The 19355-nt window shown below is 66.5% G+C and carries 16 protein-coding genes; 13 read left to right on the top strand and 3 right to left on the bottom strand.

The genetic code is table 11. The annotated features are described in order from the left end of the window. The 13 genes from AB0C26_RS36510 to AB0C26_RS36450 all read left to right on the top strand — a co-directional run bounded on the left by AB0C26_RS36510 (position 1) and on the right by AB0C26_RS36450 (position 15572). Positions 1 to 1155 carry a hypothetical protein gene (locus AB0C26_RS36510; RefSeq protein ID WP_360257087.1) on the top strand — a complete coding sequence of 385 codons (1155 nt, stop codon included), beginning with the start codon at positions 1 to 3 and terminating at the stop codon, positions 1153 to 1155. Between the two features lie 47 nt (positions 1156 to 1202). Next, positions 1203 to 2696, top strand: coding sequence for an SCO6880 family protein (locus tag AB0C26_RS36505; protein WP_360257084.1), 1494 nt, complete (start codon positions 1203 to 1205; stop codon positions 2694 to 2696). A 272-nt stretch (positions 2697 to 2968) separates the two neighbouring features. Continuing rightward, positions 2969 to 4285: an ATP/GTP-binding protein gene (locus AB0C26_RS36500; protein ID WP_360257081.1), complete on the top strand. Its 1317-nt coding sequence runs from the start codon at positions 2969 to 2971 to the stop codon at positions 4283 to 4285. 26 nt (positions 4286 to 4311) lie between these two features. Then, a complete protein-coding gene (locus AB0C26_RS36495) occupies positions 4312 to 6075 on the top strand; it encodes a TraM recognition domain-containing protein (protein ID WP_360257079.1) in 1764 nt (587 codons plus the stop codon). Positions 6076 to 6094: 19 nt separating this feature from the next. Beyond that, on the top strand, positions 6095 to 6559 hold the full coding sequence (locus tag AB0C26_RS36490; protein WP_360257077.1) for a DUF4913 domain-containing protein: 465 nt from the start codon (positions 6095 to 6097) through the stop codon (positions 6557 to 6559). Positions 6560 to 6572: 13 nt separating this feature from the next. Next, the gene (locus tag AB0C26_RS36485; RefSeq protein ID WP_360257075.1) at positions 6573 to 7025 is read left to right on the top strand and encodes a hypothetical protein; all 453 of its coding nucleotides are present in this window, start codon (positions 6573 to 6575) and stop codon (positions 7023 to 7025) included. Positions 7026 to 7054: 29 nt separating this feature from the next. Beyond that, on the top strand, positions 7055 to 7837 hold the full coding sequence (locus AB0C26_RS36480) for a hypothetical protein (RefSeq protein WP_360257072.1): 783 nt from the start codon (positions 7055 to 7057) through the stop codon (positions 7835 to 7837). 99 nt (positions 7838 to 7936) lie between these two features. Beyond that, complete coding sequence (locus AB0C26_RS36475; protein WP_360257070.1) at positions 7937 to 8590, top strand: sigma-70 family RNA polymerase sigma factor; 654 nt, start codon at positions 7937 to 7939, stop codon at positions 8588 to 8590. 18 nt (positions 8591 to 8608) lie between these two features. Beyond that, a complete protein-coding gene (locus AB0C26_RS36470; RefSeq protein ID WP_360257068.1) occupies positions 8609 to 10018 on the top strand; it encodes a S8 family serine peptidase in 1410 nt (469 codons plus the stop codon). Between the two features lie 4 nt (positions 10019 to 10022). Then, positions 10023 to 10520, top strand: a complete 498-nt coding sequence (locus tag AB0C26_RS36465; protein ID WP_360257065.1) for a DUF6668 family protein — start codon at positions 10023 to 10025, stop codon at positions 10518 to 10520. Positions 10521 to 10549: 29 nt separating this feature from the next. Next, positions 10550 to 11791 carry a family 16 glycosylhydrolase gene (locus AB0C26_RS36460; protein ID WP_360257062.1) on the top strand — a complete coding sequence of 414 codons (1242 nt, stop codon included), beginning with the start codon at positions 10550 to 10552 and terminating at the stop codon, positions 11789 to 11791. Positions 11792 to 12097: 306 nt separating this feature from the next. Continuing rightward, complete coding sequence (locus AB0C26_RS36455) at positions 12098 to 13705, top strand: ricin-type beta-trefoil lectin domain protein (protein WP_360257060.1); 1608 nt, start codon at positions 12098 to 12100, stop codon at positions 13703 to 13705. Between the two features lie 439 nt (positions 13706 to 14144). Continuing rightward, positions 14145 to 15572 carry a hypothetical protein gene (locus tag AB0C26_RS36450; RefSeq protein ID WP_360257057.1) on the top strand — a complete coding sequence of 476 codons (1428 nt, stop codon included), beginning with the start codon at positions 14145 to 14147 and terminating at the stop codon, positions 15570 to 15572. Between the two features lie 228 nt (positions 15573 to 15800). Here AB0C26_RS36450 and AB0C26_RS36445 read toward each other — a convergent pair whose 3' ends face one another. The 3 genes from AB0C26_RS36445 to AB0C26_RS36435 form a co-directional block, all read right to left on the bottom strand. Then, positions 15801 to 16403, bottom strand: coding sequence for a DUF305 domain-containing protein (locus AB0C26_RS36445; RefSeq protein WP_360257055.1), 603 nt, complete (start codon positions 16401 to 16403; stop codon positions 15801 to 15803). Continuing rightward, positions 16388 to 17173 carry a lytic polysaccharide monooxygenase gene (locus tag AB0C26_RS36440; protein ID WP_360257053.1) on the bottom strand — a complete coding sequence of 262 codons (786 nt, stop codon included), beginning with the start codon at positions 17171 to 17173 and terminating at the stop codon, positions 16388 to 16390. Before AB0C26_RS36440 ends, AB0C26_RS36445 begins: the two co-directional genes overlap by 16 nt. A gap of 604 nt (positions 17174 to 17777) precedes the next feature. Then, positions 17778 to 19307 (bottom strand): substrate-binding domain-containing protein, encoded by a 1530-nt coding sequence (locus AB0C26_RS36435; RefSeq protein WP_360257050.1) that lies wholly within the window; start codon positions 19305 to 19307, stop codon positions 17778 to 17780. Positions 19308 to 19355 lie beyond the last annotated feature (48 nt).

The raw sequence follows: 19355 nt of genomic DNA, 5'->3' as shown, positions 1-19355 counted from the left end.
GTGCCGGATTGCAGTAACGGTGATGCCATCTACTTCGGGGCTTTCGGCGGATTTGCCGAACTGCTCGACAGCGGCATCGACGGTATCCTCCGAAAAATCGCCTCGTCCATCATGAATGCGGCCGCCAGTCTCTTCGCGCAGAAGGTTCCGACCCTGTCGCCTGACGGCGAGATGAACCACAAAATTGGTTTGCAGACCAATTGGCTGGTGGTGACCATCGCCGTTGCCTCGTTGTTGTTCGCGGCGGTTCGCATGGCTTTGGAAATGCGTAGCGAAGCCGGAATGATAGCGATCAAGGGCCTTCTGCGGCTCATGGTGACCGCCGGAGCGGGAACGTTTGTCATAGGCCAGCTTGCTCTTCTCTCCGACACGTACACCACTCATCTGTACGAGGCGGGTGTTCAGAAGCAGCTGCAAAGCATCGCGAGTTGCGACAACGGCGGCATCGCGACCTTCCTGCTGATCATCATCGGGTTGCTGTTGATCATCTCCGGCATCATCCACATCATCCTGCTCTACATCCGGCTCGGAGTGATGGTCCTGCTCGTCGGGACGCTGCCCATGGCGGCCTCCGCCTCGATGACCAACTGGGGGTCGTCGTGGTGGCGCAAGCACATCGCGTGGCTCGCCGCTTGGCTGATCTACAAACCCGCGGTCGGCCTGATCCTGTACGTCGGGACAACGATGATCGGCTACAGCGGCAACAACGCCACGCAGCAGAAGATCGCCGGCTGCGGGGTTCTTCTGCTGTCCGCTGTGGCGTTGCCCGGTCTGCTTCGTCTGGTCGTCCCCGCGGCTGCGGCGCTCGGCTCGTCCGACGGGGCCGCGTCGGCCGCCTCCTCGGCGGCCGGTGCGACCGGTTCTGTCCTGACCGCCGCCGGGCGGTCGATATCGGGCGGCGGCCGGTCGGGGAGCGCAGGCCGTTCCCGCCCGAGTGGCGCGCCGACCTCCAAAGGCGGTGCGCCGGCATCCAATGGCGGTGCGTCCGGGAAGAGCGGTATGGGTGGCCGGGCGGCAGCCGGCGCGGCCCGGGGGGTCGGCGGTGCTCTGGGCGGTGCCGCGCAGCTGCTCGCAAAAGCGGGAAACAGCACGGTCAAGCACGCCACCAACGTGGCCTCCGGCGCGGTGTCGGGCGGTCGCGGGGACGAGCACTGACGTGGCATTGACAGCAAGCCGTCGCGGCGTCGGAACGAAAGGCAACAATGTCGGGTGAGAATGTCTCGCAGAGGACCTACGGCAATTGGCGGCGTCCACGCCGGTCAGGTCTGGGGCCATTGGGCCTGATCGGCACGATTGGCGCGTTCGGCGGCATCGTCGCGGTGTTGCTGGCTTCCCTGATCTCGTTGACCGCCGCTCTGGTGGTGCTGATGCCCATCGTGGTCATGATCGGACCGTTGGCTGTGCGCACCGAGGACGGCCGGAATCTGTATCAAATCCTTACCGTCCGGCTCGGATGGCGCAGGCGCGTCGCGCACGGCGAGAACTTCTACGTCTCCGGTCCGCTGTCTCAGCGGCCGGGCGGCCGTTTCGCTCCGCCCGGGCTTCTGAGCAAGGTGACCGTGGGGGAGGGGCTCGACGCGTTCGATCGGCCGTTCGGCGTCTTGCATCACCGCAGCCGAAACCGCTTCACGGTTGTCCTCGAGTGCGTACCGGACGGTGGCGGGCTTGTCGACCAGGAACAGGTCGACGTCTGGGTGGCGATGTGGGGCGACTGGCTGGCGCGGCTCTCGCACGAGCCGAACCTGCGTGGGGCGTCGGTCGTCGTGGAAACGGCGCCGGATTCCGGTATGACGCTGGCCGCCGAGGTGCTGCCGCGCCTGTCCCCGGACGCCCCCGATGTCGCCCGCGCCGTGATGGAGGAGATCGTGAACCGCTATCCGGCCGCCTCCTCCGAGATGCACACCTACGTGACTCTCACCTACGCCGCTCCGGGCGGTACGAAGCACAAGCTGGAGGATGTCATCGCCGACCTGGCAGTCCGGATACCCGGGCTGTGCGGAGGCCTGGTCGGCGCGGGGGGAGGCTCGGCGGAGCCACTGTCGGCCGAGCGCATCGCCGAAGTCATCCGCGTGGCGTACGACCCCGCGGTGGCGGCTGAGGTCTTGGAGGCGCGGGCGGCCTACGGCGGCACGGCCTTGGCGTGGGAAGACGCCGGCCCGGCGGCGTCGGTGGAATCGGTGGAGGCATACGCCCACGACTCAGGCGTCTCGCGGACGTGGATGCTGACGATGGCACCGCGCGGAACGGTGGGTTCGGGCGTGCTGCGCACCGTTCTGGAAGCGGCTCCGGGTACGCGCCGCAAGCGGGTTGCTCTGATCTACCGGCCGATCGACCCGGCGACCTCGGCCCGGATCGTCGAGGCCGACCGCCGCAACGCTCAGTTCATGGCGACCTCGGGTCGCGGTCTGGTGCGGGCTCGAGCGGCCGCGGAAGTGTCCGCGGCCGAGCAGACTGCCGCGGAGGAGGCCGCCGGCGCCGGTCTTGTCGAGTTCTCGTTGCTGCTGACCGTCACCGTTGACACGGCGGCCGAGTTGGTGGATGCCAATGTCACGGTCCGCAACCTGATCGCGGGTTCTCGTCTGTCGATGCGGCCGGCCAACCGCGTGCAGGCCGCCGCGTTCGCCTGCTCGCTCCCGGCGGGAATTCTTCCCTGGGAGCACACGCTCATTCCGTACGAATTCCAGGAGGCATTGTGAAATCCGCGTCTTCGACCGGGCAGTTCCGGTTGGGAGCCGGGTGGCGTAGGGGTGCCTCAGGACCGCGGACAGCGCTGGACGCCATGCCGGAGCAGGTGCCCGCGACCGAGGACCTGGTCCTGAGGCAGCCCGCGGGCTCCAGGATGCAGGGCGGAGGATCGGCGGGTACGAGCAGTGGCCGTGTCGGCTACCTCGACCCGCCGACGATGTGGCGTGCGACCAGCGTTCAAGCGTGTGGGCTGTGGCCGTTCTCGGCCGGCTCCGGTGCACCGATGAGTGGTGTCCCGCTCGGGCAGCACCTGGTGACCGGAGCCACCGTCTGCGGAGACCCGCTGTCGTGGTTCATGCGAGCGCGCTACATCTCCAATCCGTCGCTGTTCATGCTCGGCATGCCCGGCCTCGGAAAGTCCACCCTGGTGAACCGGATGCTGATCGGGCTGGCTGCGCAGGGTGTGACACCGTTGGTCCTCGGCGACCTCAAACCGGACTACGCGGACACCGTTCGTGCCCTGGGCGGTCAGGTCATCTCGATCGGCCGAGGTGTGGGCGGGATCAACGTTCTCGATCCGGGCGCGATGGGTGCGGCGGCGCGCCGTATCGGCGGCCGGGCTGGCGAAGCGCTGGCCGCGGAGACACATGGCCGGGTGCTCAACATGCTGGCCGCTCTGCTCACTATTGTGCGTGGTCAGCCGATCAACGACCACGAACAGTCGGTGCTTTCCGCCTGCCTCAGGCACGTGCGTGAACGAACACCGGAGGGCCAGTCGATCGTGCTGCCCGATCTGGTCGAGGCGCTCGCCGAGGGGCCCGAGCCGGTTCGTGCGGTGACCCTGGATCGGGGACACGACGATCGCTACCGCGAGGCGGTCGACCCGCTGCACCGGACCCTGCTCGGCATCCTCGACGGTCCGCTCGGCGATACGTTCTCCTCCGAGACCTCGACGCACATCAACGCCGACGCGCCGGCGGTCTGCATCGACATTTCCCGGATCGGGGAGTCCGACACGCAACTGACGGCAGCGGCCATGCTGGCGGCCTGGTCCGACGGCTTGGGAACGGTGGCCGCGGTGCACGCTCTCGCGGATGCCGGCATCACTCCCCGGCGATGGTTCTTCACCGTTCTGGACGAGCTGTGGCGGCCTCTGCGCGCGGCATCCGGCATCGTCGACCGCATCGACGCGCTCACGCGGCTCAACCGATCGCTGGGCTTGGGCGACGCGAAGATCACGCACACCCTGAAGGACGCCGAGTCCGTCGGAACCGACGCCGACCGGGCCAAGGCCCGCGGTTTCGTCGAACGGGCCGGGATGGTGGTCTGCGCGGGCCTGCCCCGTACGGAGATGGAGGAGCTCGGCCGCATCGTGGGACTGTCACGTCGTGAGATCGACATGGTTTCGTCCTGGTCGTCTCCGCCGGGCTGGGCCAGTACCGGAGTGCACGACGAGCCCCCTGGCCGCGGTAATTTCCTGATCAAGGTCGGCGGGCGCCCAGGGATTCCGATCCGGATGGCCATCACCGACACCGAGCGGCACCTGCACGACACGAACACCCGGTGGACGCGGAGCGGACCAGCGCAGGTGCGGTCATGAGCGGCGGGTCCGGTAACGAGGCCGGCGTGACCGTTCTCGTGCTGGTCGCCGCTGGGGGCGCGGCCTGCGGCACCGTGTTTCTCGGCGGGACCGTCGGCGCCGCCGTGATCGGTGGCGGCTGGCGGCCGCCACCGATCACCATGAGTTCAGTGCAGCTGATGGTCGATGCCGGGCCCACCGCGCTGTGGCCTGGCATCAGTGCATGGGCTGTGTATGTGGGAATCGCGCTGGTAACCCTGTTCTTCGCGTTCCTGGCCGGCCTCGTCACTGCCGTGCTGCGCTCTCGGCACAAGCGCCCCAGCGGCCTGGCCACTCCGCGCGATCTCGCGGCATTCGGACGGGACGCGGTCGTCCAGCGTGCCCGTGGCCTGCGCCCGTCTCTGAAGGGCGTACGGAAGCCGACGGCCGATCAGACCGGCAATCTTCTCGGTGACCTGCACCCGTCCGGACCGGAATTGCGCTCCTCGTTCGAGGATGTCGAGCTCGATCTGATGGCGCCACGGGCCGGTAAGTCGACGGGAGTCGCTGTTCCGCGGGTGCTTCGCGCGCAAGGTTCGGTGCTGCTGACGTCGAACAAGTCGGACGTGTTCGCCGTCACCAAAGCGCAGCGGGAGAAGGTCGGCACGGTGTGGACCTTTGATCCTCAGGGCATCGCGCACACCGAACGCGCGATGTGGTGGGACATCCTGTCGTCCTGCGTGACCGTGGAAGGGGCGCGGCGGATGGCGGGTCACTTCGTCGCTTCGGTGAACGATGACAGTTCCAAGAAAGACTTCTGGATCTCGGCGGCACAGAACACGCTGACCGCGCTGTTCCTCGCCGCCGCCCGTAACGGCGTACCGGTGACCGGGATGCTCGGGTGGCTGGCGGACCCCGGCGATCGTGCCCCCATCGACCTGCTTCGCGACGTCGGGCTGGACGCCATGGCCGAACAGCTCCAAGGCACGATTCGCGGCGCGGTGCAGACCCGGGACGGAATCTACGAGACCGCGCGCCAGTGTGTGTCCTGCCTGCTCGACCCCGACATCGCGGCGTGGGTCACGCCGGATCACCGGGTACCGGAGTTCATACCCGAGCGGCACGTCCTTACCCAGGACACCCTGTATCTGCTGTCCAAGGACGGCGGTGGCTCCGCAGCCGGCGTCATCGCCGGGCTGGCCGACACCACCATGCGGGCGGGGGTCATGGCGGCCGAGGGCATGGGCGGTCGCCTCGACCCGCCGATGACCGCGGTACTCGACGAGGCGGCGAACGTCTGCCGCATCTCCGATCTGCCGGACCTTTACAGCCACCTGGGATCTCGCGGTATCAATGTCGTCACCCTGTTGCAGAGCTACAAGCAGGGCGCACGGGTCTGGGGCGAGGCCGGCATGGACGCACTCTGGGGCGCGGCCACCATCAAGCTGCTGGGCGCGGGCCTCGACGACGCCGATTTCGTCGACAAGGTCGCCCGCCTGGTCGGCCAGCACGATGTGAAGACCGTCAGTGTTTCCCGCGGACGCGATGGCAAGTCGCATTCGACGTCCTTCCGGCAGGAACAGATTCTGCCGGCCGACAAGATCCGTGCCTTGCCGAAGGGCACCGCTCTACTTCTCGCGACCGGAGTTCGGCCGGCCCTCATCCGTCTGCGCCCCTGGTACAAGGAAGCCGACGCGGGTCCCATCTCGGCCGCCGCCAAGCTGGAAGAACGCGGTATCGCCGAGCGCGCGGCCGCCGCCAACGCCGCCAAGACCGCTACTGCTTCTGCCGCCGACCAATTCGACCTCGGTCGCGGACCCTTCCCTCTCTGAGCCCACGATGGGAATGACAGTGTCTGAACCGATCAAAGAGCCAGCAACGTCCACCGAAGAGGCGAAGACCTCAAGATCCTCGGGCGACGAGCCGGCAACTCCGCCGAAACCACCCTCGCCGTTCATCTTGTTCATGGCCGGCCCCGAATTCACCGAAGAGCTTCGACGCCTCGCCGTGTGGGTCGAAGGCCTGCTCCTGCCGGTATTCGGGCGTGAGGTCACGACCACGGCGCCCTGGTGCCCGCAGTGGTGGGCGCATGCGGAGGCGGTGGCGCGGCTCGACGCGTTGTGGCTGGCCTGGCAAGATGCGAGTTCGCCGGGCCAGGGCATGCAATCGATATCCTTGTGGATGCGTGACCATCTCGACGTTGCGATGAGCTCCTTGCGTGACCCGTCCGGCCCGTTCGCCGGCTGCAAGTCCGGTAGCCACCGCGACAAACAAATCCCGGTCGTTGCGCCTCTCCCGCCAGCCCCGTCAGCATAAGGAAGGAACCGGCATGCCCCAGTTCGAACTCACGGAGCGGGAGGCCCGGACGGTCATCAGGGTTTTCGCTGCTCACGCGCCGCGGATCTACGCAGATGTCATCGACGAGATGGCCCCGTCGATCGGCGCACGGATGAAGGAATTCGAGGGGGTGAAGAGGCTCGACAGCGAGATGAGCGGGTCCTCGTCGCCGTTGACCAGGGCTCTGGAAGAGATCGCGAACAAGGACCCGCGTGGTCTGATGGCGCACGCGCGCGAGATGCTGAAGGAAGCGGTGTCCACGCACCTCGACGCGCAACAGACACCAGAAGGCAGCGTGCGGCCGCTCGAGCCGGAGGTGTTCAACGCCTTGAGCCAGAGAGCTGCCGAGATGCCGGCGCCGTCGGCACAGACGGCGCCTGGTCCGGCCAAAGCGGCTCCGGTCCGACCGCGCCGCGACCTTGGCCAGGGACGAGCGAATCATTGAGCCCTGGAGACAAACACGTCGTCGAGTCGTTGGGCGCCTACTACCTGGACTCCCTCTCGGCGGAGGAGAACCTTGACGTTCAAACTCACCTGAACGGCTGCGACCTGTGCCGAGCGGCCACCAAAGAGATCATTGAAGTGGCCGCGGCGCTGGCTCTCCCCGACGAGGAGGACCGCCGGTCGCTTATCGATGACTTCGGTCCTCTTCACCGTACGGGACCACCCAGCGCCGCCTTCGAGAAATTCAGTCCCGAGCCGGCTTTCGGCGGCTGGGATGACGACCCTTCGCCCGACCGGCGGAGCGGCGAAGGATCAGCGAAACGCACGCTGGTGCTGTCTGGTAAGCGGCGCATCGACGACATCCCGGCCCTGTCCTGGCGGCCGGCTCGCGAGAACCGCATGCGCTCGGCCGCCCCCACCGCGCTTTTGCTCCTCGCGGCGGTCACTGTCATGACACTGTCGGCGGTGACGCTTGTTCGAGGAATCCTGGACGCGGCCTCACCCGCCACGACGGCCAGCGCCACCGGCGAGGCCCATGGCATCGAGATGTCCGTCGTGGCTGTCGAGGACTCCGAGGGCCTACTCATCCAGTCCGATGTCGACGGCACGCGACCAGGGGCAAGCTACATCCTTTTCGCTGTGACAACGGACGGGCGTAGTGTTCCGGTGACGCGTTGGACGGCGACGAGCGCGCAACGGCAATCTGCCGGCCGGATCGCTCAACGCCTGTCCGCTGTGGCATCGGTCCTGGTGGTGCAGCCCGCCACCCAGGCCGAGCTATCGGTGCCACTTCACCATCAGCGACCCTCTTGAAGCCGAGCACTCATACGCCGAAGCCAATAGAGGGAGTGGCGAAGCCCAAAGTGGACTTCCGCCGATGAACTCGTTACCGAGGGCTGCGTCTCATCCTGTGTGAGTGGTCCCGATCCTCTTGGCGATGGCATCAGCGCGGCGGCACAGCGCGTGACAAAAGAATCGAAAGCCGCCGATCAGATTCCGGCAGAAAACTCTCCTGATTCTGTCAAAGACCAAGACGCTCCAGCCGAAGGCCCGGACGCGGCGATGCAGCATCTGCAACAGGTGCACCGGCCGGTGCTGCTTGCCTACGTCACGCGGCTGACCGGGGGAGACGTGCATTGGGCGGAAGATGTCGTCCAAGAGACGATGGTGCGCGCCTGGCGTAATCCTGATGCTCGCAAGGATGATGGACGCTGGAGCCGGGGATGGCTGTGCACCGTTGCCCGGCGCATTGTCATCGATCATGTCCGAGCCGTTCAGGCACGTCCCGCGGAAACGTCGAACGAGCACACCCCTGAGATCGCGACGGGACGCGACGACATCGAGCGGATGATCGACGGGCGGGAGATCCGCGACGCGATCGCCGCGCTGCCGGAGCGGCTTCGTTCCGCCCTGGTGGAGGTCTACTACGAGGAACATTCCGTCGCCGAGGCGGCCCAGGTCCTGGATGTGCCCGAAGGCACCGTGAAGTCTCGAACCTTTCACGCGCTCCGCGCCCTGCGCGGGGCGTTGACCACGCGAGGATTCTTCGGGGAAACACGTGACTGAGACAGCGCGTTGCATCCGATGAGACGATCGCTGGTAAGAACACTGCTCCTCGCGTTAGCGGCAGTGCTGGTCACGGTCGGCGCCGCACCAGCGCCGGCCGCCGCCGACGAACCGAACTCCACCAAGTACTACATCGTGCGCACCTCCTACCAGGGCAAGCCCGAGACTCTGTATGAGATCGCGGCCCAGTTCCTCGGCGACGAACGCCGTTTCGTCGAGATCCTGCGGCTCAACGCCGGCCGTAAGCAGCCGGGCGGAGGAGTGCTGAGCGACGCGCTGGGTCTGCGCCAGGGATGGGTCCTCCTCCTGCCATGGGACGCGGCCGGTGACGGTGTCGAGCACGGCGTTCCTCCACCCGTCTCTTCAACCGCACCACAGGTGGTCAAGCGGGACTGCACGGCACCGGCCGCACTGCCGAGACCGAACCCGACCGCGCCGACAGCCGGCGTCAGCGGCGGCCGCCCGCGTACCAACGGCGCCGGACAAGTCGTCGCCGTGATCGACAACGCTTGCCTCGGCACCGATACCGGCATGGCGAAAGTGATCGCCGGCCGCAAGACGAGCAACGTCAAGACCGGTGGGATCGCTCCGGACGCCACCATTCGCCTCATCCGGATGACCTCCACCGGATCCACGACGACGGCCGCGAGCCAGGTGACCGCGCTCAAGGAGGCGACAGCCGCGGGCGCGACTGTCGTAGCGCTCGGCCCGACCGTGAACCCCGCGCAGCCCGGATTCAAAGAGGCTGTGGCCGAGGCCGTCAGAAAAGGCGCTGTCGTTGTCGTCGGCGCTGGAGCGACCCGGCAGCTCGGGCTCCTCCGAGTGGCCCGGGCAGGCCTCGGCGCGAAGACCGACGCCGGCCGCGCGAAGGAGGAGTCCGACGTCATCGCCCCTGACGCCGGGGGTGCCGGTCACGTCGCGGTCGCCTATGCGGCAGGTGTAGCGGCCTTGGTGCGCGCCGCCTACCCGAATCTGACGGCTGAACAGATCTGCGATCGGATCATGGCTACCGCGGATCTCGTCGGCGACGGCTCGCCACCCGGACGCGGCCACGTCTGGGGAATGATCAACCTCAGTGCGGCTGTGGCACAAGATCCTCCAGCCGATCAGAGACCGAGGCTGCCGAGTACGAGCCGGCATGACGAGCCCGCACTTGTCAACGCGGGCGCGTTGCTGCTCTTCGGCGTCTTCGTACTCACCCTGGGCGTCGCGATTCTGCTCGCCCGGCGTCTGCGCCGCGTATGGCGGTCCGCGCATGATCCGTTCGACGGCCCGGAGACTACGGCTCTCCCGCCCATCGCGGTGGCCGTCGGTGGCGGCGGCGGCAACTCCCACTGGACCGACAGCGGGTCCGACTCATTGCCGGCTGGACCGCCACCGCAGTACGCGGACCGTCCCCGGTCGTGGATCGACTCAGCAGGGAGGTAGCACCATGAGAGAAACGCCGACCACGGCCGGCACTGTGACCGCGCGCGTCCCGGCGTTGTCGCGTACCGGCCTGAGCTGGGTCGCCGCCCATGGGGGAGCCGGAGCCAGCACCCTTGCCGCCGCCCTTGGCGGTGACGACCTCGGATGCCGGTGGCCTGATGAAAAGCGCGCGGAACCCGCCCGGATCCTGCTCGTTGCTCGTACCCACCACGGCGGACTCCAATCGGCTGCGCGAGCGCTGGGCGCTCTGCGAGAGGGTCGGCACCCGCCGGGTATGGAACTGTTTGGGCTGGTCCTGGTGGCGGACGCCCCGGGTTCGTTGCCGCGAGCGTTGACTCGCCGAATCCGGGTTCTGCGATCGGTCGCCCCGGTCTGGAGCGTGCCCTGGATCGAGTCATGGCGCATCGGCGATGAAACGCGCCAGGTGCCGAAAGCGGTGCTGCGCCTGGCCGCATTCGTCCAATCCACCATCGCTCTCTCCACGAAGGGAAGTCCCCGTTGAAGCTTCACCTGGGCAGGCAACGAGCCGCAGTGGCCATCGCGCTACTCGGTTTGAGTCTGGTCACCGGCTTCGCTGTCCTCGGGCCCTCACCGTCCACCGCCAGAGCCGAACAACAGCCGCTCTCCCTCGCGTGGGGTGACGAGTTCGACGAGCCCGCCGGCACCCTTCCGGACCGGAGCAAATGGCGGTACGACATCGGCGGTGGCGGATGGGGCAACAACGAGTTGCAGTACTACACCGACAGTGGCCGCAACGCTGCGATGGACGGCGAGGGCAATCTCGTGATCACCGCCCGACAGGAGAATCCCGTCGATCTGCAATGTCATTACGGGCGTTGTCAGTACACCTCCGCGCGACTTCTCACCGCAGGCCTGCACGAGCAGAAGTACGGCCGGTTCGAAGCACGTATGAAGTTGCCGAGCGGACAGGGTCTGTGGCCGGCGTTCTGGATGCTCGGCGGCACGACGTGGCCGGACCGAGGCGAGATCGACATCATGGAGAACATCGGCCGCGAACCACGCGATGTCCACGGCACGCTGCACGGCCCCGGTTATTCCGGCGGTAACGCCGTCAGTTCCCGCTACGTGCTCCAGAGCGGCGCCTTCACAGACGACTTCCATACCTTCGGGGTGGATTGGGCGCCGGAGGCGATCAGCTGGTACGTCGACGGAGTTAAATATGCGCAAAAGACCCTCGCCGACATCCGGGGAGGCAAATGGGTGTTCGACCATCCATTTTTCATGATCCTTAATTTGGCAGTGGGTGGCAGCTGGCCCGGCAGCCCGACCAGTAGCACGCTGTTTCCCCAGCGGCTGCTGGTCGACTACGTCCGAGTCTGGACCGTTCCGGGCAACGACGCCGCCACTGCCGCTGCTGTCGCCGGCGGCGACCCCATCGCTGGGTACGGCGACCGCTGCATCGACGGTCAGAGGGCCGTCGGCGCGGACGAGGCGCAACTGACGATGCAGCGGTGCGACGGTACCGCCGCGCAAGCATGGAGCCTTCCCGGCGACGGCACGGTTCGCGTACTCGGCCAGTGTCTGGACGTCCCCGGCGCATCCACGGTAGACGGCACTGTCGTGCGGCTCGCGACATGCAGCGGCGGCGAGGCACAGCAATTTGTCCTCAACGACAACCGCGATCTGGTCCATGCGCAGTCCGGTAAGTGCGTCGACGTCCGTGACTGGATCAAAGCCGACGGTGCGCCCCTGCAGATCTGGCAGTGCACCGGTGGGGCCAATCAGAAATGGCGACACGGCCGAAGCAACTGACCGTGCTGGGCCTTTGGGTGGGTGGCGGCCTGAACGGGGGACGGCCACCACCCACCTGATACGACGGTGCGCGTGCGGCCGCGTTCAGACGTACGCGCGTTCCTCGCATGACGCACATCATCCCGGCCCTTTCTGAACAAATGGCCGGTCTCGTCGTCAGTGGCAGTGTCCGCACCGGACGGTGCGATCCGTCAGTTCAGGAGGCGTCCTCGCATGTTCGGTGGCAGGTTCGGGCCCCGTGCTGTAATCGCGGCAGTCGCCGTGGGTGTTGTGGCCTTGGCCGCTACATTCGTAATCTCCTTACGGATGACGAGCCATGACGGCCCACGCGAGGACGGGCAAGGGGTGCCGGTTCCGGGCAGGTTGATGCAGACCATCCCGGCGGCTGCGCAGTCCTGCCCCACACTGACCCCAGCCAGACTGGCCGCGCAGGTGATGGAGGCGTCCAGGTTCGAACTGGACGGGGAGAACGAGGGCTCACTGCGCGATATAGCCGGGCTGTCGGATGAAGTGTGGCAGGCATGGCGTCCATCGGAATCGTCGGAGCGTACCGATCCCGGCGTTGCAGTCGTCGCGTTGGCTCGTCACATGTGCGACCTGTCCGGTCAGGTTCGAGCTGCCGGTCTCGACGGTGACGAATGGCAGCTGGCCCTGGCCGCCCACGAGACCGGGCTGGACAGCGTCCGCGCCGCTGGCGGTGTCCCGGAAGAGGCACGTTCGTACGTCATGCGCGTCTCGGCCTATGCCGAATGGTATGCACGGCAACCGGGACTGGCTCCCGCGCCTGACGAGTCCTCCGAATTGGGCGACGCCGGGGCGAAAGCCAAGAAGGTGCCTGCGGAGTATGTCGCCGCAGTCTCGGCGGCGGGTCGACGGTGTGGGGCGGTGACTCCCGCTCGGGTGGCCGGTCAGTTGATGGCGGCGTCGGGATTCGACCCCCGTCTCACCGGTCCGGACGGCGGCCAGGGCATCGCCCAGTTCCTGCCGTCCATCTGGAAGCAGTACGCCCCAGCCGCGCCGGGCGCCTCCCCGCAGGAACCGCAGGCGGCGATCGCTGCTCTCGGCGCTGTGATGTGCACCCTGGTCGACGAATTCAAGGATCTCGGTTCGGACCCGTACGACCTCGCGCTCGCGGCATTTCGCCGTGGCCCGGATGCCGTCAAACGAGAAGGGAAGATGCCGGACTCCGCCGACCTTCGTCAGCTCGTCGCCCAGGTCGACACCTATGCCGCGGTCTATCAGGGCGACAACCGGCTGAGCGCGAGCCCGTCAACCTCGTCCGATCCCGTCACGCGTTCGAACGGGCCTTCAGCTCGTCCGGCGCCGTCGGGCGCTTCTCCGCGAGACTCGTCGTTGCTGGCGGCCGGCCCCGCACAGCCGGTGAAGGGTCCCCAGGCTTCTCCCGCGGCCGGCGGCACCACCTCCAACGGCAAGCCGCCGGCATCCAAGCCAGGGACGAGTGACAGCACTCCCACCAAGCCCGCGGCGATCAAGCCGCCGCCGGCCCAGACCGCCACTGTGAGAGCTGTCAGCGGGGCAGGCAGCATCGTCGAGTACGCCACCGGCCGCTGCCTCGATGTCACCGACGGGGCCTATGGCAGCAATCCGCAGCTTCAGATCTGGGACTGCAACGGTGGCCCCAACCAAGCCTGGACCCTCTACTCGGACGGCACCATTCGTGCCTTCAACCGGTGCATGACCGCGCAAGGCGCAAACACCCAGAACGGAACCAAAATCATCCTCAGCACCTGCACCGGCGGCGCGGCCCAGCGTTTCACCCTCAACAGCTCCCATGACCTCGTGAACGTCTCCGCGGACAGATGCGTCGATGTGATCGACAAGAACGCTTTCAACGGTGCCAAACTTCAACTCTGGGACTGCGCCGGCACCGACAACCAGAAGTGGAGCCGATGACTCGTGCGGCGGGCGGGTATGACGCGGCTGAATGCGGTCGAAGAACGGTATTGATGCTTGATCAAGGACTTTGGATCGGTCAAGGCGACGAGCGCCGGGCACGCCGGTAGGCCAGCCGCGATCGCGTCCGTGTTCGACGTCCTCGGACATCACAACTGGGACTCCGCCTGTCTGGCCTGCCCAGGAACTCTTTTCGCGCTGCGTCGTCGTGACGTGCATCGTCCCGATGAAAAGGCTCAGTGAACCAGCGGCGTTCCCGCCACGTTCCTTTAGCGTAACAGCAGGGAAGAGGGAGGGCGGAACGTTGTTGTTGACATCCGAAGTCGGGTACTACGCGAGACTTGCACAAGCTATCAGATCGAGGCAGTCGGCGTTCGACAATGTTGTCGCTGGAGCGAGGGCTTCGAATACTCCGGTCGGGAGAGAATTGCAGCGAAGTTTGAGCGAGCTCTCGGAGCTCAAGGAAGTATACCGAGACGGCAACTATCAGAGCATCGAAGAGCCGGAGCCGCACGCTCACCGGTTCAGCGAATTGCTGGAACGTGAACCTTTCAACCGCGAGATCGTCGCCCACGGCATTTGGGGGTCCAATCTCCTGGAATCGGTAAGGTTGTTGACTGCGCAGGAGGATGAAATGGCGAAGATGCTGGAAAGAGAGGGTCGCCAGATCATCCTTGAAACACGGCAGAAGATTCATTACTCGAGCAATACCTTGAGAGGCGTTCGGCAGAGCGGTGGCAGTAGCATCCGCGATTTAAAAAACGTGGGTGCTGATGCGGCCTATAATTCATACGATGACTGGATTGAGGAAAGGAATAATGGCGGTGGGCATCAGCTCGGCGGTGCTGAAGCGGACTTTGAACGCTTGGTTGAGGCGGGGCTAAAGGCTAGCCTGGCCCAGCGGTATGGGGTCGGAAATTGCGACGAGCACGCAGATTCCGTGTTGACAAGTGCGGTGCATGCGCTCGGCAAATCCGGTATCGCTGTCAACCGCATCGACCACCATGCGGCTGATCATGCCGTCGTCGTCCTCGGTACGATGAACACGAGATATGCGCGTGTAGTCGACTCGTGGACCGACGGCGAGGCCAAGGCCCTTCCCTTGTCCGCATACGGCTTGATCAGTCTCTACCGCCAGGGGTGCCGAACGTTTTTAGCGGATGGCAAGGACTATCAAGGATTCGCTCGTAATCGATTTATCGCGCCTAATTTGCGTGATCTGCCGCCGATCCCTCCTGCGCTGGCGGCATTTACTGTTCCAGCTCAGGTTTACCAAGCCGTCGCCCAGCAGGAGGATCCAGACAACCGACACATCCACCACATTGTAAGTGCCGAAAAGGATCTAGCGGACCGCCGCTCGATCGACCACAGCGCACCAGAATGGGACGGAAGGCAATGGCCGGCTGGCCGAGCGTTGTCGACGCCCGTGATGAGAACGCCGGCCACCGCCGATCCTCTACCGTCCCCCGTTGTTCAATCGGCAGGGTTGTCCGGCGATGGGCGAAACTCGGCCTGGTCGATGGCCTCTTCTCAGCCTCAGATGGATCCCACGTACCAGCGAGGATTCGAGCAGGGGGTGTACTTCCATTACTCACAGAGCCCTCAGTATCCCAGTACTTCGTACACTGGCTTTGATTCCCGTATGAACGGCGGGTCAGTCGCGACTCCCCATCAGGGCAGTGGTGCCGGATATATCGGATGGCCACCGAGCGTTCACGTGGCTGCGGGCGTATCCAGTGCAATCGGCCGCCCCTACCCAGTTCAGCCCTCTGGTCCAGTTCAGCGGCCTGACGGCTCGCCGCGGACACCGATGCCACCGGCTGCCCCCGGCTATCGACACGGCCAGGGAGCAGGCCCCGGACGGTAGCTTCGACAGCCAGTCCCGCGGGTCAGGCCGTCCAGGTCACAGGGCAATGCCAGGCTGATGGGCCTCATCGCCGCGGCGATGATGGTCGTAACCCAGGCAGGACCGTCGGCGCGGGGAACCGATGAGCGCGAGCCGGGCCGGCTCCGGCGTACGGAAATACCGACCCGGCTTCAAATCGGCTCGACGTGCTGATCCGGCATCCCGACCGTGAAAAGCCTTCAGAGCGTGCTACTGATGGTCGCCGGTCGTCAACCGCAGCATCTGCCGGATTTCTCCATGTCTTGTCTGCCGAACTCGCTCGGCGAACTCCTTCGCCCGTGGGTTGGCGCCGGACTCGATTTCCATCTGTGCCAGTTCGATGGCGTTGTGCTGGTGAGCCAGAAACATGTTGAGAAAAGTGGCGTCGAACTGCGCCGCGTCCACTGTCTGCAATCTGGTGATGTCGGCCGGGTTGGTGCCGTGCAAGCCGCCGTGGCCGGTGTGCGCGCTCGGCGCTGCGTCCACGTCCGTGGGCTCACCCCAATCAGCGAGCCATGACAGCATGATCGTGAGCTCGTTCTGCTCGGTAGCCCGTACGGCCTTGATCAGATTTTTGAGCTCTGGTCCGGTTGCTCTCTCGGCTGCGGTACCGGCCATGTCCAAGCCCTGGCGTTGATGGAAAACCAGCATCTGCAGGAACATCACATCGGTGTCGTTGTGCTCGCCGCCTGCCTTGATCTCGGCGACAGTCGTGGTGCCTGCCGGTGTCCCCTGTGCGGCACCGCATCCGGCAATCAGCAGAGGGAAGATCAGAATGGCAGCAATGCGCCGACCCCTCACAGCGGCAGCCACAGGGCAAGGGTCCAGATCGAGGGTTCCCAGCTGTTGATGGAGACGTGAGACTGGCGGCACTGGTATCTTGCGCCGTCGTAGGTGACGACGTCGCCGGTCTGGTATGAGACATCCGCTGCCCACAAGTCCTCCGGCACGGCAGCGGTCGGCGGTTCGGCCGCGAGCACCTGCGCGTCGGGAGATTGCGCACCAGGTGTTTGAGTGGCGGCGGTCGAGGACGGGGACGGCTGCTCAGGGTCGGCGGGCGCTGGTCCGTCACCGCCGCTGACATCGAGATCAATGCAGTTGTAGAAGGCGTTGACCGTGTCGCCGATGTTCCAGACGGCAAGCACCGTTTGCCGACCCGGGAACCGGCTCAAGTCCACGGTGTGTGACACGGGGCCCGGCTCCTCGTTGTGCTCGTCATACGAGGCCACACGGGTCCCGTTGACGAAGTACTCGAAATCCGCCGTCCGGTGCTGGACGGTCAGCACCCATGTGAACGTCACGGACGTACCCACGGACTGGACGGGCCAGTTACGCGAATCGTCGGACAGCACGGACCACTGCGCCACCCCGCCGTCACACCGGTTCGACCCCTTGGGGGCCTCGACACTCTGCGGCTCATACTCGATCGGACCGCAGTCCTTCATCTCACCCGACGCGCAGAGGGCCTGCCGGCTCGGCGGGGACGCCACATAACCGTGCGCCGAGGCCGGCGCCGCGATGGCAATGGTGGATCCGGCGGTAACTCCGAGGGCCATCAGGAGGTACGCGATTTCCCGGCGCATGTCCGCTCCATGTCTTTCGATGTAACACGATCGGGCGTCGTTGTAACGCCTGATACGTGATCAAACGGACGCGTGGATGGCTGGTTCAGCAACGGAACGAATCATCGGGCCTGACAAGAAGACGGCTCTGGCGCACAACGGTGGTAGCGCTGGTGTAGTGGCGGAGCCCGGCCAGGTCACCTGCCGCAACCGGATGTCGCTCAGCTGCGGGAACCACCGCTTGACCAGCAGCGCCCAGTCCGCCCGGCTCATCGCCGGAGTTCCACCGGCTACGACGGCCGCCGCGATCGCCCGCGCGCCGCAACGCCGCATCGTTCGGCGATCAGGCCCTCCGGGCTGGCTGCGAGCATCGTTCAGCACCTACTCGGCAGGCGTCCGAGTGGAGGGCCGGAAGAGAACGTAAAGGGTGGTGGCAACGGTCCGCGAGCGAGCCGGTTTCGTCGTGACGTTCCAGGGCTCCAGCAGAAGGCCTGTTCTGAGCTGCGGTGATGGTGTGTTCTGTCCAGGAATGGCGGCGGTCAGGGCTGAGTTTTGGCGGTTCCGGTGACCTGAAGAAGGGCGGACACGGCACGAACGTGCCGGTCGGTGAGCGTCCCGGCGAGTTTCACTTGGCGGCGCCGCGGCGGGCCGCGATGAACAGCTTCGCCACTGCGGCAGTGAGATCATCCGGCTTGTCGGCGACGACGGACGTTCCCCCGGTCAGCGTCGCGACGGTGCGGAGGATGGAGGTGTCCGCCCCGGCGCCGTAGCAGACGCTGAACACGGGCACCGGGCGCTGGTCGTCGTGCAGGCTGATCAGCCGGCTGAGAAAGACGTCCTTGGCCATGGAATAACGCGAAGTATCGTCACGTCCGTCGGTCAACACCACGACCAAAGTGACGACGCCCTCTCCTCCGCGCGGTTTCATCGTGCTGACACCGTCGAGAATGGTCCGGTAGAGCGGAGTGTCCGCGCCGGACGCGGGCTGGTACGTCCGGACCCGGCCGACGAGGGCTTTCCGGCGCTGTTCGCCACCGACCTCCCCGGTGATCGGGCCGACCGGCACGGCCTCGGTGTGTGCCGAACGTGAAGCCGCGTCACTGCCGAAGAACCAGAGCCCGACATCCGTCTTGTTCCCGAAGAGCCGGGTGATGTCCAGAGCAGACCGGCGCAGCATCTCGGCGCGGGTGGTCCGCCGCCCTTGTCCGTCGACGACAGGCTGGTTCATCGACCCGGAGGCATCGACGGCGATCAGAACACGCGAGGTTATCTCCTTGTACGACGACCAGCGGGCGGCAACGGCGCGAAGCCCCGCCACGTCGGCCGGCACTGGGGCCGCAGCCGGGATCTTCTCGGGAAGCCCGTCCGGCACGCCGCCCTGAGGAGTGCGCAGGCCGCTCGCGGTGAGAAGCGCCCGGGTCGTGGTGCTGTGCAGCTGCGCGATCAGCTTCTCGGTCAGCAGGCCGCGCGGATCCTCGTCCAGCAGGTCGGATCGGACGGCGACGGGGAAGTCCGCCGCCGTCGGCCCGTCGGCGGGATAGGCGCCGCGAAGGGCGATCCGGTGCCCGCTCTTGCGGGATAGCCACAACTGCTGTTCGGTGGCGGGAAAGACGCCGATCGCAGCGGCATCGGCCGCCTTGCGCGCCGCGGCCAGCGTGGCGGTGGAGTCGGCATTCGCGTCGGCGAGCTTAGTGCGCAGCGTGAGCAGGCGTAGCTCGGCCTGACCGGCGTCGGCAGCGGATTTGGCCATCGCCGTCTGCGCGCCGAGTATCGAGAGGAGCCCGACACTGTCCCGGGTAGGGTCGGGCATGCTCAGGGCGGGGGGACGGTCGCCGGCTACGGCCCCGGCCAGAGCCGCCCAGCTCGCCGGGCGCCCGGCCCACAGCTTCGGCGCGTCGGCGTCGGGACACACGATGACGATCGGTGAGGTGGCGAGGGTCTCCTCGCTGCGGTACGAGCTCTGGCCGCCCTGATCGCCGGCCATCGCGAGCCAGGCCGAGGACGAGGGGATCCAGACGTCCGGCTTCCTCGCCGCCCGCAGGGTCTGGGCCGGATCCTCAGTCGTGACGGTGATCGGATCGCAGCCTGCGCGACCGTGCGGCACAGCCGCTGCGGCCCGCGTGACGACAGCGGCGATCTCCGGGGCCGCGGTCACCGCCAATGCTTCACTCGAGCAGGAGGGAGCGGTCCGCCGTTGCGCCCA

Origin of the sequence: Actinoplanes sp. NPDC048796, assembly GCF_040650035.1 — a bacterium.
GTDB lineage: Bacteria > Actinomycetota > Actinomycetes > Mycobacteriales > Micromonosporaceae > Actinoplanes.
Note: the sequence above shows the minus strand (reverse complement) of the source record. Positions and strands in the feature narration are given on the sequence as shown.